The following is a 15,526-nucleotide window of genomic DNA, read 5'->3' as shown; positions in this document are numbered from 1 at the left end:
GGGAAGAAGTAATAAAGGTGTACTGAATTTTTTTCAAAAATCAAATATTAGTCCTATAGAAATACCGCAGTTATACTGATGTGTATTTAACTTGTTAGGAAGCAGGGGGTAGGGGGTAGGGGAAGAATAAATAAAAGACAAATGACCTTTGACTATTGACTATTGACCTTTGACTATTGACTATTGACTATTGACTCCTAACCATTTCTCATTTGACATATCCCCTGGAAATAAACCAATGTACGGCTTCCTTGAGTGCTGCATTTAGGGAAGACTGAGGTAGACTTAACTCTCGTACTGCCTTTGAGGCATCGTAGTACATGGGTTGTTTAGCCATGCGAACGCCATCCAAAGGCACTGAAGGCGATTTCCCCAGTGGTGCGAGAATTTTTTCATCAATCCAAGCAACACTGAGGGGCAACCAAGCAGGTACAGTGCGTTGAGGTGCGCTCATACCTGTGATCTCGGCGAGTTCCTCCAGCAGTTGCTTGAGTGTCAGGTTTTGATGACCTAAAATATAGCGATCGCCTGACTTCCCCCGCTGCAAAGCTAGTAAATGTCCCCATGCCACATCCTGCACATCGATGAAATTCAAACCAGTATCTAAGTATACGGGCATTTGTCGCCGCAAAAATCGCAGAATAATATCACCTGTTGGGGTAGGTTTAATATCCAATGCCCCGATTGGGCTACTGGGATTGACTACAACTACTTCTTGACCTTTTGCAGCAGCTTTCATGGCTTCTTGTTCCGCCAGAAATTTAGATTTCTTGTAGTCACTCACCAATTTATCTATGGGACTCTGATGAGTTTCATCTACTATTTGACCAGATGAACCTACCCCGATCGCAGCCACGGAACTGGTGTAAACGGTGCGCTCAATCTCAGCTTTACGGGCTGCGGCTAGTACATTGCGTGTACCTAAAACATTGTGGCGGTAGAGTAGCTCCCGGTCTTTTTGCCATAAAGAATAGTGTGCCGCTACATGAAACAGGTATTGGCAGCCTACCATCTGTTGCCAGAGATTGGGGTCATTTAGATCGCCTTGGACAATTGCTACATCCAAACCGCGTAAGTTGTCCAGATTGCTGCTGGGGCGTACCAGCGCTTTAACTGCGTATCCCTGTTCCAGCAACAACCGCACCAAATGAGCGCCAATAAAACCCGTTCCCCCGGTAACAAATACCTGCATCAAATTTCCCCTCTCCCCTTGTTTTGAAAGCGGGGAAACCAATCATCTAAAATGGCGTAAACCACAGGGACGACAATCAAACTGAGGATGGTTGAAGTCACTAGCCCGCCGGCGATCGCCACAGCCATAGGCGATCGCAATTCGGAACCAGCACCTAAGCCCAAGGCGATCGGTAACATCCCCAAGATTGTGGCGGCAGTCGTCATCATAATTGGTCTGAGGCGCACTGGCCCTGCCTTAAGGATTGCCTCTGTGCGTTCCAAACCAGACTTCCGTAGCTGGTTGATGTAATCTACAATCAAAATGGCATTTTTGTTTGTCAGCCCCAACAAAAATACAAAGCCGATCAGGGAGATCATCCCAAAGTCGCTATTGGTAACAAGTAGTGCCAGCATTGCCCCCACAAGTGCCAATGGCAAAGAGAAAGCAATTACTACGGGGTCTACCCAGCTTTTAAATAGCAGAATCAACACCACCATAATGCACAGTGCCGATAGAGCTAGAGTAGTGCCGAAACTACCAAAAACCTCACCCAAGCGGGCTGAATCCCCTCCCAAGTCCAAGGAGACACCAGAGGGCAATACTTTCTTAGCTTCAGCTACCACTTTGTCAGTGGCATCACCCAAAGACAAATTCTGACCGAGGTTAGCACCGATATAGGCTACTCGCTGGTTATTCAGGCGCTCAATTTGAAAAACTGTACCTTGTGAATTGGTTTCACCTGTGATTGTGACATCAGCGAATCCTGGTATTTTCTGGAGGCGCTGTTTAATTGCCTTGGCTGCTTTGCTTAAAGCTTGGAGATCATTACCTCGTAAGGCTACTTGCAAGGGTTTTTGACCGCCGGTATCGACAAACTGAATATCTTCAATACTGGTAGTCACCCCAGAAAGTTTGGGTAAGGAGGAACGGAATTGGTCTTGTAGTTCCCCAGTTTTGATGTTGCGATCGTCCTTCAGCTTTACATAGAGCGTACCTTTATTCGGCTCACCTTCACGAGAGCCAACAGTAGTAAATACCGTTTCCACAACTGGAGATTTTCTAACTACCGCCTCCAGTTTTTTAGCAACTTCAAGAGAATCATTTAAGGGATTGGGAATTGGGGATTGGGAATTGGGGATTGGGGATTGGGAATTGGGGATTGGTATTGCTCCCCTGCTCCTCTGCTCCTAGAAAACTTGGCAAAGGAGCAGTGTAAGCAATATTGAATTCGCCACGATCTAGTTTGGGAATAAATCCTTTGGGAATTAATGGGATCAGTGCTATACCCGCAATGAAACTGAGTACAGCTAATCCAACAACTATCCTCCGGTGGTTCAAAGACCACCCTAGTAAATTTCGATAAGATTGGGCAAAAGCCATCCACATATTCCCTTCCCGGCGAGGGGAACGCGAGGCTTTAGGTTTCAGCCAGTAGATAGCCAACACCGGCGATAAAGTCCGAGCAACTAGCATAGAAGCGAGCATCGCCGCTGAAACAGTGATACCAAAAGGCTTAAAGAACTGACCGATTACCCCACCCATTAAACCGATGGGCAGAAACACCGCTACTGCTGTCAAGGTGGCGGCTGTGACTGTCAGTCCAATTTCATTCGTAGCTAAAAGCGCGGCTTGGCGAGGATGTTCACCGTCTTCGATGTGCCGCATGATGTTTTCCACATCAACGATCGCATCATCTACAATACTCCCAATCACTAAAGCTAAAGCTAACAGTGTAATTGTTTCTAAGTTGAAGCCGTAAATCGCCATGACGATAAACGTCGCTAAAAGAGACGTAGGAATCGCCAGTGCGGAAATTAAGGTGGCTCGCCAACTCCATAAAAAAGGAAAAATAACGACGATGGATAACAAAACTGCTTCCATCAGCGCATCTATTGTTGACTGGGTGGCATGACGGATGTATTCTGCTTGAGTGGCAGCTAAGGTGAGTGTGACATCCTTCAGGGTAGGGCGCAGCTTTTGGACTTCTTGCTCAACCCGACTTACCACTTCCAATGTGTTGGCATTGCCACGTTTAATCACTTGAAATGCTAGAGCATCTTTGCCGTTAAACCTGACTAATGTCGCCCCACTTTGAGGGACATTAACATTAGTTGGCTGTAAGGGAGGAGCGGTAGGAGCGCCCAGCAGTGAGACTTTGAGGACTCCTGGCAGTTTAGCGATCGCACTTAATACTTGGTCATTTGCCAGCTTAGTTAGTTCTGTGAGATTACGCGTTGGACTCTCAATGGCATAGCTAATGGCGGCTGACTCATTCAAGTTCAAGGGAATAATTTTGTAAGTTGCTCCCTTAGTCAGAGTCAACTGTTTGAGCTTCGTTTCGATGTTACGGGTCGATGTTTCTAGATTCGTGCCGACAACAAAAGACAAGCTAACGGCACTTTGACCAGGATAAATGGATGAACGGATATCCTCAAGTCCTGCTAGTCCGCGCAAGCGCTCCTCTATTGGTTGGGTGAGCTTAGCCTCTGTATCCAGAGCAGTTGTCAGCGGGGCTGTAGCATTTACCACCACCACTGGAAAAGTAATATCTGGAAACAAAGCATACTTGAGGGAACTGAAAGCCAAAAGCCCAGCTACCGTCACGGCAATCCAAAAACTCACCGTTAGCCACGAAAATTCAATTGCCAATTTGGAAATGTTGAAGCGTTCTCGTGCGGATTTGGAGCTATTAGACTTTACCATTTTGGACAATCATCGGGCGGTGATACAATTATTAGTCATGGTTAGTTAGAACTTTGTTAATTCAAACATTGTTCCATCTTTTGGCAGAAACGGAGGCCATGAATTTCCGCTTCCTAATACTTGGCCCATTGCTAAATATATCTTGAGAATTACGCACAAGGAAGTAAAAATTTATGATCACGCGTTGCGATCGCAGCGCATGAAGTCTTTGATATAAGTACTTTTTGCCATAAATAAGGAAAGATTTAAGCTGCCGAAAAAAATCAATAAGATAATGTACCAAATTGTGGTATTGAAATACAAGCCAATACAGAATCTCTACTTTGCCGTGGTTGAGGTTGTTGAGGTAAACCTGATAAATCCGTTTGATTCTGTCAGCTTTTGTATTTCTCATTCCAATTCACCAGCATTGATGATCATGGCAGCAATTATAGGTAATAGCGTATCAAATTTTTTAAAAAATGTTCTTTGGTTATTCGCATTTTGCCCAAGACAAACAAAACGCGATCGCCGTAAATGACAAAAATCTTACCCTTGCATATATCTGCGGTTACAAATACTAGATTAATGCCTAATTTACCACCCATTCAAACGATTTTTGTGCCACAGGGAGCGGAGTACAAAGCTGTGTGTGGCGGCTTAAGCCACATCACTGGCACAACACCAACGGTGCTAGCGATTCCCGTTGGAATGAAACCCTTAACCAAATACCTAGAACAATGGCAAAGGGATAAACACTTCCCGAATGATTCACAACCGAGAGTTCTAATCATGGGTATTTGTGGCAGCTTGAGCAAGCGTTATGCAGTTGGAGATGTTGTGCTGTATCGGAATTGTGTTTATCAGAAGCAAGTTCGAGAATGCGATCGCGTCTTCACAACTCAGTTGCATTCTCAAATATCAGATAAAGTGTCTTTAGTCAATTCATTAAGTTGCGATCGCGTCATTTGGTCTGCTGGCGAAAAACTCCATTTGGGTGAGACATTGGGTACTGATGTTGTTGACATGGAAGGATTTGCAGCCTTAGAGTTTTTCAACGCGTCTGGGGTAGCAGTGGCAATGTTACGAGTAGTCAGCGACGACTGTCAGTATGATATCCCTGACTTAACAACAGCAATCAACACCGATGGTTCCCTTCAGCCGTTAAAATTAGCGATGATATTGCTTCGACAACCTATTGCTGCGACTCGATTAATCCGAGGTTCATTAACAGGACTAAAAGTGTTGGAGCAAGTGACCAATTTGCTGTTTTCTAGCTATAAGCTTGATTGACACTCTCCTGCCTAAAGGCGAGGAGATTCTTAAGACTTTGCAGCCTTAATATCCTGTTTGCACAGGTTCCCAAACTCACCACGAAGGCTCATAGAGCGTGGTGATCCCGCCAGTTGCTCTACTTGGGGAGACCCCAAGTAGAGCACTGGCTCACCTTTTGGGCGTTTTGGTGATTAACACCTAGTTTCGCGGAGTCCCCACGTACTATTTCCAAACCTCTATCTCTAATTGTTTTGGCTGCACCGATGTCAGCGTGTTCGTGATACCCGCATTCTGTACAAATGAACTTCTCACCATCACGATTTGACTTATCAATATGTCCACAATTTCTGCATTCTTGGGATGAATGTTTAGGATTGATTTTAATTACGACTTTTCCTTGCTTCTCAGCCAGATACTCAATCTTTAAAATCAAATCAGCCCAGCTGGCATCGGAGATAGCGCGGTTTAAGCCTTTCTTTGTTGATTGTCCATTCTTTAGAAATCTCCCGGTTATTTCATCAGTTTTTATTTTGCAACGTTTCAACATACCGGAGATGTTTAAATCTTCTAGGGCAATAGCATCAACCTTTCTAGATACTATTTTATTAGCAACATCCCACTGGTAAGCAGCACGTTTATCTGCAATCTTTTTGTGAAAACGTCCTAACTTGATAGATGATTTTTGGCGATTTTTACTACCCTTAACTTTTCTGCTAATTCGCCTCTGTCTAATTTTCAAAGTACGTTGAGCTTTCTTATTGGTTGAAAATCTAGGATTATCAATTTGATACCTGTCCGACAAGTGAACGAGTTTGGTTATCCCCAAGTCACAACCAAGAATAGACTTAACTTCATCTAGTGGCTTTGACACGTAATCTGGTATGGTTTTATCTTCAATCCTAATTGAAACGTACCAACCATCTTGACGCTTGCGGATTGTTGCAGCTTTGATGGTAAATCCTTCTGGGATCACGCGGGAGTTGAAAAAACGCATCCATCCCAACTTAGGAAGATATATTTTATTACCTTGAACTTTTACACCCATCTGGTAGGTGAAAGATGTAAAGTTATTTCGATTCTTGAACTTGGTAAACCCTCTACCCTCATTCGCGCAGCGTCTCGCAGAGAAGAAGTTTTTGTAAGCAGCATCAAGACGTTTTACATTTTGCTGTAGCACTGTGGAGTCAATTCCACCAAACCACGGTCTAGCTTTCTTTAATTCTGGCAATCCAGTTATTTGGATATCTCCAGCACTACGCCGTGGGTTTTTTAGCTTACCATCCTTATTAACTTTGGTGTCTTTCCAGGGTTCACCGCTCGCACCATTCTTACTCACAAAACAAGTTAGCGGGCAAGCTTCTCCTCTAGCTCTTAGATCACAGTAGTCCCCCTGAATGAATTGCTGGTTATACTGGTCTATTCTGTCAGCTAAACTCCAGTTGTAGGTCGAGCGAAGCATATCTAGCCAGTTACTCATTTTGTTGGACTGAGTGACGTTAGGACGAAGCCTGTAAACATAATTTGTCAGCAAATACTATCACCTTCTGTTGTTGATTGGCTTCCTTGAATATACACTATACATAGACACAACCCAATCACTAATTACAGAAGTATGGGAAGTTTTTCTCCTGAGGAATATAGACACGAAGGAAACGCTATATCACTACTCAACTACCACTTTGTTTTTATCCCTAAGCGCAGAAAGAAGGTATTGCTAGGTGAAATAGCAGAGAGATTACAGCAAATCATCTGTGAGGTTTGCATTGAAAATAGATGGAAAATTGTTGCAATGGAAATTATGCCTGACCATGTTCACTTATTTTTGAATGTGAAACCAACAGATAACCCGTCCCAAATCATGAATAGGATTAAAGGACGGGCTTCTCATCACTTAAGAAGAGAGTTTCCAGAATTGCTTAAACTCCCAACTCTATGGACACCCAGTTATTTTGTTTCCACTGCTGGCAATATTTCTACAAAGAACGTAATAGAATATATTGCACACCAAAAAGATTAAATCGGAACACCGTAAACGGTGCTACTAGCTTTCATCAAGAGCCTGAAGTACGAGATACGGTGCTTACGCACCTCTGTCTCAGGGGTTTTCAGCATTTTTTTATAATTTCAAATTCGCTAATTCATAAATGGAGCTTAGTGGCTTACCTTTACGAATTGGGATAAACACGTCCTTTCCAAGCACCGCCGCGCCCTTGCCAATGACGTAGGGCTGAGTCTAAAGTCATCAGGGTATAGAGAAAAGCGATCGCAGGTAAGCAAAATGCTAACCAAAAAGGACATTTATAAAAGCGAATCGTAGGCAAATAAGCCAAAGTCATTAGTAGCCATGTGCATAAACCTATAAATGCGATCGCCCAATTTCCCCAAATCAAACCTAAAATGACACCCACAGGTGGAACCAAATAAATCAGCGTCATTCCCAACAAAGTACCCAGTAGCAGCAATGGAGAAGAATCCAGTTGCGTGTAAGCAGTACGAGCAACCATATCCCAAATCGTCCCCAAAGTTGGATATGGGCGCAGACTCCGAGTCAAAGTACTCAATCCAAGCCAAATACGGCCGGGAACAGGGGCGAAAGAAGAATTACTTTGTCTCCCTCTCTCTTTAACAGCACGAGCCAAGGCGCAATCGTCAATTAAAGTTTGGCGAATGACTTGAATACCGCCAATTTGCTCTAAAGCTTCTCGACGAATTAGGATGCAACCCCCAGCAGCAGCAGCAGTTGGATTGTTGGGGCTATTAACCCAGCGGAAAGGATAGAGTTTTTGGAAGAAAAAAACGAAAGCCGGGATTAAAAATTTTTCCCAAAAGCTTTCACACCTGAGTCGCACCATTACAGAAACTAGGTCTAAATCTTCCTGCACAGCTTTGGCAACTAATCGGCGGAGATTGCTAACGTCATGTTCAATATCTGCATCTGTCAGTAAAAAATAATCGGGTTTCTGTAGAGACGTTACATCTGGAGATGTTACATCTGGAGACGTTACATCTGGAGACGTTACATGTAACGTCTCTACAGCGTTCTTGATACCTTGCTCGATAGCCCAAAGTTTACCTGACCAACCAGGAGGTAATGCTTGACCAGAAATAATATGCAATTGCTGGGATTTATCTAGGGCGTAGGCAACCCCTTCAGCAAAATTTGCTGTCCGGTCTGTACTGCGATCGTCTACTAAAAACACGTTCAAAGAACCAGGATAATCTTGGAGGAGGAGCGATCGCAATGTGGTTGCAATCAAATCAGCTTCGTTACGGGCAGGAATGACCGCACAAACTACAGGTAACGATTGTGGAGACGTTACATTTAACGATTGTGGAGACGTTGTATACAACGTCTCTACTTCTAATTGCTGGTCTGCTCGCCAAAACTGTCCCCAAAAACTCAGTAATCCCAACCAAATTGTCAAGGATAAGAGCATCAACCCTAATACAATTGCCGCCATGATCTCTTGCAAATTCTTACTGACTCAGACACAATACACCATACTGCCGTGTTCATAACTAGATGTTGAGTGTTGAGGTTAAATAGTATTTGATGCAAACACAAGACAGTGTAAAAGTCAATCAAGTCGCAGCGGCGATCGCAGCTAGCCAAAAATATCTGCTTTCGATTCAAAACCCTGCGGGTTATTGGTGGGCAGAGTTAGAATCCAATGTCACAATTACTGCTGAGGTAGTTCTCCTGCATAAAATTTGGGGAACAGACCAAACAAGACCATTAGACAAGGTTGAAACCTATCTGCGTGATCAGCAACGGCAGCATGGGGGTTGGGAGCTTTTCTACGGAGATGGCGGAGAACTGAGTACTTCGGTTGAGGCTTACATGGCGCTGAAGTTGCTGGGTGTATCGGCAAATGATCCGGCGATGATTCAAGCACGAGCTTTTATTCTCAAACGAGGTGGTATTAGCAAAACTCGGATTTTTACCAAGTTATACCTAGCTTTACTTGGCTGTTACAACTGGCGCGGTATTCCCTCACTGCCGCCTTGGGTAATGCTTTTGCCCACAGCTTTCCCCTTTAATATCTACGAAATGTCTAGCTGGGCCCGCTCCAGTACTGTACCGCTGTTGATTGTCTGCGATCGCAAACCTGTTTTGATCACCAATCCAACTATCAACTTAGATGAGCTATACGTTGAAGGTGTCGAGCAAGTTCACTGGGAATTGCCCCGCAGTGGCGATTGGACAGATTTATTTCTCACCCTTGATGATGGGTTCAAGTTAGCAGAAAGCTTAAATTTAGTACCCTTTCGTGAAGAAGGCATTAAAGCAGCCGAAAAATGGATTTTAGAACGGCAAGAAGCCACCGGTGACTGGGGTGGGATTATTCCTGCCATGCTCAATTCAATGCTGGCTTTGCGGTGTCTCGATTATGACGTCAGCGATCCCATTGTGGAACGAGGTTTGCAAGCAATAGATAATTTTGCCCTAGAAACAGAGGATAACTACCGCGTACAGCCTTGTATTTCACCTGTCTGGGATACAGCTTGGGTGATGCGTGCCCTAGTAGAATCTGGTTTTGCACCAGATGATCCGGCTGTGGTACAGGCTGGACAGTGGTTACTACAAAAGCAAATTTTGGACTACGGAGATTGGGCGCTCAAAAATCACCAGGGAAAACCAGGAGCTTGGGCGTTTGAATTTGACAATAACTTTTATCCAGATGTAGATGATTCAGCTGTTGTGGTGATGGCTCTACATGTAGCAAAACTCCCCAATGAAAAATTAAAGCAGACTGCGATCGCCCGTGGCTTAAATTGGATCGCATCTATGCAGTGTAAGCCAGGCGGTTGGGCTGCCTTTGATTTGGACAACGATCAGGATTGGCTCAACTCCATCCCCTATGGAGACTTGAAAGCCATGATTGACCCCAATACCGCAGATGTTACCGCTAGGGTTCTAGAAATGCTAGGTGCTTGTGACTTATCAATTGATATGCACAATCTGGAACGAGCGCTTACTTATCTTTTGGACGAGCAAGAAACTGAAGGCTGTTGGTTTGGTCGCTGGGGTGTAAATTATATCTACGGCACTAGTGGCGCTTTGTCAGCCCTGGCCTTAATTGATCCTCAAAGGCACCAATTCAGTATAAAACGGGGCGAAGCTTGGCTAGTGGTCTGTCAAAACCCAGATGGCGGTTGGGGCGAAACTTGCCGCAGCTATAACGATCCTAGTCTCAAAGGACAAGGAGATAGCACTGCATCCCAAACTGCTTGGGCTTTAATTGGGCTAATAGCAGCAGGTGAAGCAACTGGCAAATTAGCGCTTGACACCATTGAGCGCGGAATTAACTACCTTTTGGCAACTCAACAGCCTGATGGTACTTGGTACGAGGCAAACTTTACCGGGACTGGCTTCCCTGGACATTTTTATCTCAAGTATCACTTGTATCAACAATACTTCCCTTTAATTGCTTTAGGTCGCTATCAAGCAGTTTTGGGCTAGTAGAAGAGAAGTCAAGAGACTTTCAGAGAGATTTTGCGTAAGTCCTACCAGAACTTTTACAGCACCTGCTTTAAGAAAGTTACTAGTTCTTCAAGGTTTGGTGTTTCGAGTAAATCCAATACTTCTGTTGCTTTTTCAGACGGTATATGGTCATTTGGTACACCAATAATGGAAGTTCCCAAATTTTGGGCTAAGTGATACCAAAAAGCTAATTTACAATCAGTGCTCATTGCGGCATACTCTTTAGTAGAAATTGCCGTTTCTCCTTCTTCATTTTTTAACAACTGACGTAAAGCAATTAGCTGTTCTGCTTGGGGCAGATTTTGAATTTGGGCTACCAAATTTGCTGTACTATCATTTGGCACATTATTGAGGGCGATCGCAGGAACTTCATCAGCAATTTCGTTGTAAAGTAATGCCAACACAGTCAAGCGATCGTCTACATCTAAATTCTGGAACTTTGATATACCTTGTTCTGAAAAATTGATATTTGTAGAAGTCATAAAAACCCCCAATAAGTCAGTAATAGATTTGTAGAACAACTGCAATTAATAACTCTTAATAGCAACAATATCAGATATCTATTTGACGTTTTACCTGACTGAAGATAGATGTATTTAAACCAGAGAGTAGAATAATTAGAAACATAATATCAGTCGGGCGGAGTGTAGTCCTGCTTTCAAAGTGCTGGTAGCGGTAAGCTAAAAGACATTTAGATTGCACAATCATTCATGAGGGCTGTCATGCGTAATTTGTCATTAGTCGAAAGTATTTACAAAGGACGCATGACAAATGATTAATGACGGTCTTAGCCAGTGAATGTGCAACTTGGACGCACATTAGCTTAGAGGATGTTTGTAAAGTCTAATTTATCACTTGCCCAGGCGATTAGAAATCGCGCGCCACTTGCTACAAGTCGGCATAGCCGCCCAACGCAGTGGCTTGGCTACACAGACCAAACCTTAATTTTATGTTAGTCCGCGCAGGCGGACTTTGCCTGTGTAGTAGCGAATTATATTCGCCTAAAACTTTTAAAACATCCTCTTAGCGGGGCATAGTCCGTGCTGAATGAAAAAGCAGGGGAGCTCTTAGCAAGGGAGCAGGGGGAAAAATCACGCCACTTGCGGGTGAGGTTTGTACCTTTAAGTTCCCCCAGCAAGACTGCCTCTTATCAAGACGCCTTCTCTACCAGACACTACGTGAACGCGCAGCGTCTGGTAGAGAAGAACGCCGAGAATTCGTAGAGTGTGCATAAGTCCTATATTTATTGACCTGTGTTAACAGCATAGTATTAAGCTTGTATAAACTTGATTTTTGCTTGAACAGAGATATTATTAGCTTCAGCATTAGATTAACTTATGTATCTCTCAGCACAAGCCTTTAACACAAAACTCTTGTTTGCACAAAAAATAATTGCGTTTTCGTAAATAAAAAAATGTAATTTTGTCAACAATCAAACTAATTTTAATAAAATATCGAATTTTAAATAAGCGAACAAAATATATCTGAGCAAAGTTTAAATTTAAGGTTATAGATTTTTTCAATATATTAAATTTTACAGAAAGCTATATTTTAAAGATTGGGTAAAACAGTTTACGTGACCTCGATATTAGTGATAAATAACTATTCAGAAAAGATTGAATTTTGATTCAGTTCATCAATTAGAAATGATTTCAATATTAACGATCTGTGCTGAACCATTAATTATCAGGCAACAAGGAGTAAAACATGACAGATATTACTTTACCTATTAATTTATTTGACTCTTCTGGATTTCTCTGGGATATTCAGTCAAATGGAAGTATTGGTGATGGCACTAATGATGCCTATGATGGTGGTTTGAATTTAACCAACTTCCCTAGCTTCAATACTGCTCAAACTGAAGAGAACGGACGAGAGGTTGTTCTGGGAGCAGCTTCAGTTGATGGCGTAGAAGTACAGAGGAAAATTTACGTCCCAGAAGATCAGTCATGGGCTAGATTTTTGGAAATTGTTACTAATACTAGTTCTTCAACAGTTAATTACACAGTTAACCTGAATGCTAATCTCGGTTCTGACGGTGGAACTGTTTTAGTAAGCACTTCTAGTGGCGATAATGTTTTTGATATAAATGACAACTGGCTTGTCACCGATGATTTTGATGGTGATTTCGACCCCACGATGGTGCATGTAATAGGTGGAGACAATTCTAGTCTTAGCCCTAATGCTGCATCTTTGAATTCTGACAATATTAACTTTGCATACGATCTGACATTAGCTCCAGGTGAAACTCAAATTGTTATGCATTTTGCGGCTCAAAATTCTGACCAAGCAACAGCACTAGCTAAAGCCGCAGAGCTAGAATCCTTGGGATTAGATGCACTAGAGGGAATAAGTCAACAAGAAAGACAGCAAATAGTTAATTTTATTGCTAAACCTCTAATTACTGTGGTTGGCACTGAAGGCAGAGATATATTAACTGGTAGTAACCGTGGTGAGCAGATTTTTGGTTTAGGCGGTAATGATGTCATACAAGGACTCGGGGGTAATGACGAAATTTTCGGTGATGCTGGAAATGACAATATTTTTGGCGGTAATGGTAGGGATACAGTAGAAGGAGGAGCTGGTAATGACCTGATTTTTGGTGATGCTGGAAATGACACTCTAGCAGGTAATGAAGGGCGGGATGATATATCTGGTGGTGATGGTAACGACACCATTGATGGTGGGAATAATAGCGATCGCCTCAACGGAGATGCAGGTAATGACAACATTAGTGGTGGGGATAGCGACGACATCATTGATGGTGGTGATGGCAATGACACTATTGATGGTGGCAACGGTAACGACCGTATCTTTGGTCGTGGGGGTGATGATAACATCAATGGCAACACAGGTAACGACGAAATCTTTAGTAATGAAGGCAATGACACCGTTTTTGGTGGCAATGGTAACGACCAAATCTTTGGTGGTGATGGCAATGATACTATCTTTGGTGAAGTTGGAGCAGACATACTCATTGCGGGATTAGGCAATGATACTCTTGATGGTGGCAATGGTAACGACCGTTTGACTGGAGTAGACACCAGTGCTACTAGTGAAGTCGGGTTTGGTAGTGGTGAGATTGATACTTTGACTGGTTCATCTGGTAGGGATACCTTCGTGCTTGGTGATAGTAATTTTGTTTACTATGATGATGGTCAGGCTTTGACTACAGGGGAATTTGATTATGCCCTGATTACTGACTTTAACTTCCGTGAAGATTTCATTCAACTCAAAGGCTCAAGAGATTTTTATAGCTTTGACTTTTTTACTTCTGCCACAGGAACCATTGATGCTGCACTGATTTTTGATCCGGGAGTCACAGCTAGAGGAGAACTGATTGGTATTTTGCAAAATGCATCGTTAGATCTAAATATTTCTTCTAGAGCCTTCGTGTTTGTGTAGAGACTGAGATTGGAAGGGGAAATCATCTGTCTGTGACTACCCATTCAATTCCATTAACTAACTTCTCTGTGATTTTGACTTTTTCCCTTAAGTCACTCCAGAACGCTTATAAACTGTAAAGGCAAGCGATGCTTGCCTTTATAACCCCCTTCTTCTTATTCGATTATTATTATCAATAAATATTCTTAATTAGATAGCGATCGCTTCCTTTTGGGTTCATCTAACCAAATCGCATTGCTCCCGCCACCAACTTACCGCCTTTGATCAACTTTAGTTGCTGTCCTCGCCACTCAATTGTGCTGCCCACAAAACCATAGCACCATATAGCAAAATGAATCAAATCCCGCAAAGGGATGACCCACAAGAACTTTTTAGCAACTGAGTCATTGAGAATTTTCACCCCAACAACCCAGCCCATTACCAACCGCATCAGCCAAGTGATCACTAAGCCAGTCCAACCTACTACTGAACCTCCCGTAGCAATCAACAACAATAAGCTAGTAACTGTACCGTAGGTAAACAGCAATCCCAGATAACCCCAAGGGCGAGAAACGCGAATACAACGCGCCCAACGAATTTGGCGCTGGATGGCATCAACTAGGGTACTACTTGCTAAAACATGTTCAACTACATAGTCAGATAATACAACCTTGTAACCAGCTTGGGCTGGTAGATAGCCCAGTTGGAAGTCATCCGCCAGATAATCAGCGATCGCTTCAAATCCACCAATCAATTCCAGCACTTGTTTGCGAATTACAATAGTGGAACCGAAAGCAAATTTGATCCCTTGGAGTTGATTACTAACTAAAACGCCTGCATGAAAATCGGTAGCAGTCCCTAACGCCTCTAAAGTTGTTACCCATCCTTGTGCTAAAGAACGATACAAACAGGTGACAACACCAACACTTTCAGCTTTCAGCGGCTGGATAACTCGTTGCAAATAATCTGTCTCAACTCGAATGTCACTGTCCGCGATGAGTAGAATTTCATGTTTAGCGGCGGCGACAGCATTCGCTAAATTACTCACTTTCAAGTTTGTGCCAATGATCCGATCGCTCACCACCAAATGAATATCCGTATCTGGAAACTGCTGGATGATTTTATTGACAACTTCTATACCAGGGTCTTGGCGATCGCGCACAGCAAAGATAATCTGGTACTCTAGATAATCTTGTTGACAAAATGAGGCGAGGTTTTGGTAAGCATCGCTATCAACCCCACAAATTGGTTTAAGAATGGTAATAGCCGGATGGAATTCAGGAGTAATGGGATGGGGGTGATTCCAGAAAGCGATCGCTGCATAAATCCCATAGCAGTAAAACAAGACAGATGATAAACAGAGGATTAATAGCAAGACATCAATAATGGTCATCTAAATTTATGAATTATTAACACTTTGAAGTAAACACAATCAAGAGGATTGAGAACCGTGAAAGAAACCCGCCCTTACGCCGAATCGGATCTTAACTAAATCTTCCCATTCCCCATTCCCCATTCCCCATTCC

General features: G+C 43.0%; 10 protein-coding genes and 1 pseudogene. 5 read left to right on the top strand and 6 right to left on the bottom strand.

The window, feature by feature from the left end:
• Positions 1 to 208: 208 nt before the first annotated feature.
• Both hpnA and IQ246_RS22935 read right to left on the bottom strand, forming a co-directional pair.
• The gene (gene hpnA, locus IQ246_RS22940; protein WP_194005638.1) at positions 209 to 1,192 is read right to left on the bottom strand and encodes a hopanoid-associated sugar epimerase; all 984 of its coding nucleotides are present in this window, start codon (positions 1,190 to 1,192) and stop codon (positions 209 to 211) included.
• Positions 1,192 to 3,877: pseudogene (locus IQ246_RS22935) on the bottom strand (efflux RND transporter permease subunit). Before IQ246_RS22935 ends, hpnA begins: the two are co-directional and overlap by 1 nt.
• Before the next feature lie 274 nt (positions 3,878 to 4,151).
• Between IQ246_RS22935 and IQ246_RS22930 the strand changes: the two are divergent.
• On the top strand, positions 4,152 to 4,397 hold the full coding sequence (locus tag IQ246_RS22930) for a hypothetical protein (protein WP_194005637.1): 246 nt from the start codon (positions 4,152 to 4,154) through the stop codon (positions 4,395 to 4,397).
• 47 nt (positions 4,398 to 4,444) lie between these two features.
• Entirely contained in the window at positions 4,445 to 5,149 is a 705-nt protein-coding gene (locus IQ246_RS22925) for a phosphorylase (RefSeq protein WP_194005640.1), read from the top strand.
• Positions 5,150 to 5,267: 118 nt separating this feature from the next.
• On the opposite strand, the gene IQ246_RS22920 is transcribed toward IQ246_RS22925, so the two are convergent.
• Positions 5,268 to 6,662, bottom strand: coding sequence for an RNA-guided endonuclease TnpB family protein (locus IQ246_RS22920; protein ID WP_194005636.1), 1,395 nt, complete (start codon positions 6,660 to 6,662; stop codon positions 5,268 to 5,270).
• Between the two features lie 81 nt (positions 6,663 to 6,743).
• Here IQ246_RS22920 and tnpA point away from each other — a divergent pair, with 81 nt between their 5' ends.
• Positions 6,744 to 7,148 carry an IS200/IS605 family transposase gene (gene tnpA / locus IQ246_RS22915; protein ID WP_194005635.1) on the top strand — a complete coding sequence of 135 codons (405 nt, stop codon included), beginning with the start codon at positions 6,744 to 6,746 and terminating at the stop codon, positions 7,146 to 7,148.
• 148 nt (positions 7,149 to 7,296) lie between these two features.
• On the opposite strand, the gene IQ246_RS22910 is transcribed toward tnpA, so the two are convergent.
• Entirely contained in the window at positions 7,297 to 8,592 is a 1,296-nt protein-coding gene (locus tag IQ246_RS22910) for a glycosyltransferase (RefSeq protein WP_194005634.1), read from the bottom strand.
• Between the two features lie 92 nt (positions 8,593 to 8,684).
• On the opposite strand from IQ246_RS22910, the gene shc reads away from it, so the two are divergent.
• Entirely contained in the window at positions 8,685 to 10,595 is a 1,911-nt protein-coding gene (shc, locus tag IQ246_RS22905; protein WP_194005639.1) for a squalene--hopene cyclase, read from the top strand.
• Positions 10,596 to 10,651: 56 nt separating this feature from the next.
• On the opposite strand, the gene IQ246_RS22900 is transcribed toward shc, so the two are convergent.
• On the bottom strand, positions 10,652 to 11,098 hold the full coding sequence (locus tag IQ246_RS22900) for an orange carotenoid protein N-terminal domain-containing protein (protein WP_194005633.1): 447 nt from the start codon (positions 11,096 to 11,098) through the stop codon (positions 10,652 to 10,654).
• Between the two features lie 1,225 nt (positions 11,099 to 12,323).
• Here IQ246_RS22900 and IQ246_RS22895 point away from each other — a divergent pair.
• Positions 12,324 to 14,021 carry a calcium-binding protein gene (locus IQ246_RS22895; protein ID WP_194005632.1) on the top strand — a complete coding sequence of 566 codons (1,698 nt, stop codon included), beginning with the start codon at positions 12,324 to 12,326 and terminating at the stop codon, positions 14,019 to 14,021.
• Positions 14,022 to 14,241: 220 nt separating this feature from the next.
• Here IQ246_RS22895 and hpnI read toward each other — a convergent pair whose 3' ends face one another.
• Complete coding sequence (hpnI, locus tag IQ246_RS22890) at positions 14,242 to 15,393, bottom strand: bacteriohopanetetrol glucosamine biosynthesis glycosyltransferase HpnI (protein ID WP_194005631.1); 1,152 nt, start codon at positions 15,391 to 15,393, stop codon at positions 14,242 to 14,244.
• Positions 15,394 to 15,526: the final 133 nt, after the last annotated feature.

The organism is aff. Roholtiella sp. LEGE 12411 (genome assembly GCF_015206995.1).
Lineage (GTDB): Bacteria > Cyanobacteriota > Cyanobacteriia > Cyanobacteriales > Nostocaceae > Komarekiella.
This window is presented reverse-complemented; position numbering and strand designations above follow the sequence as displayed.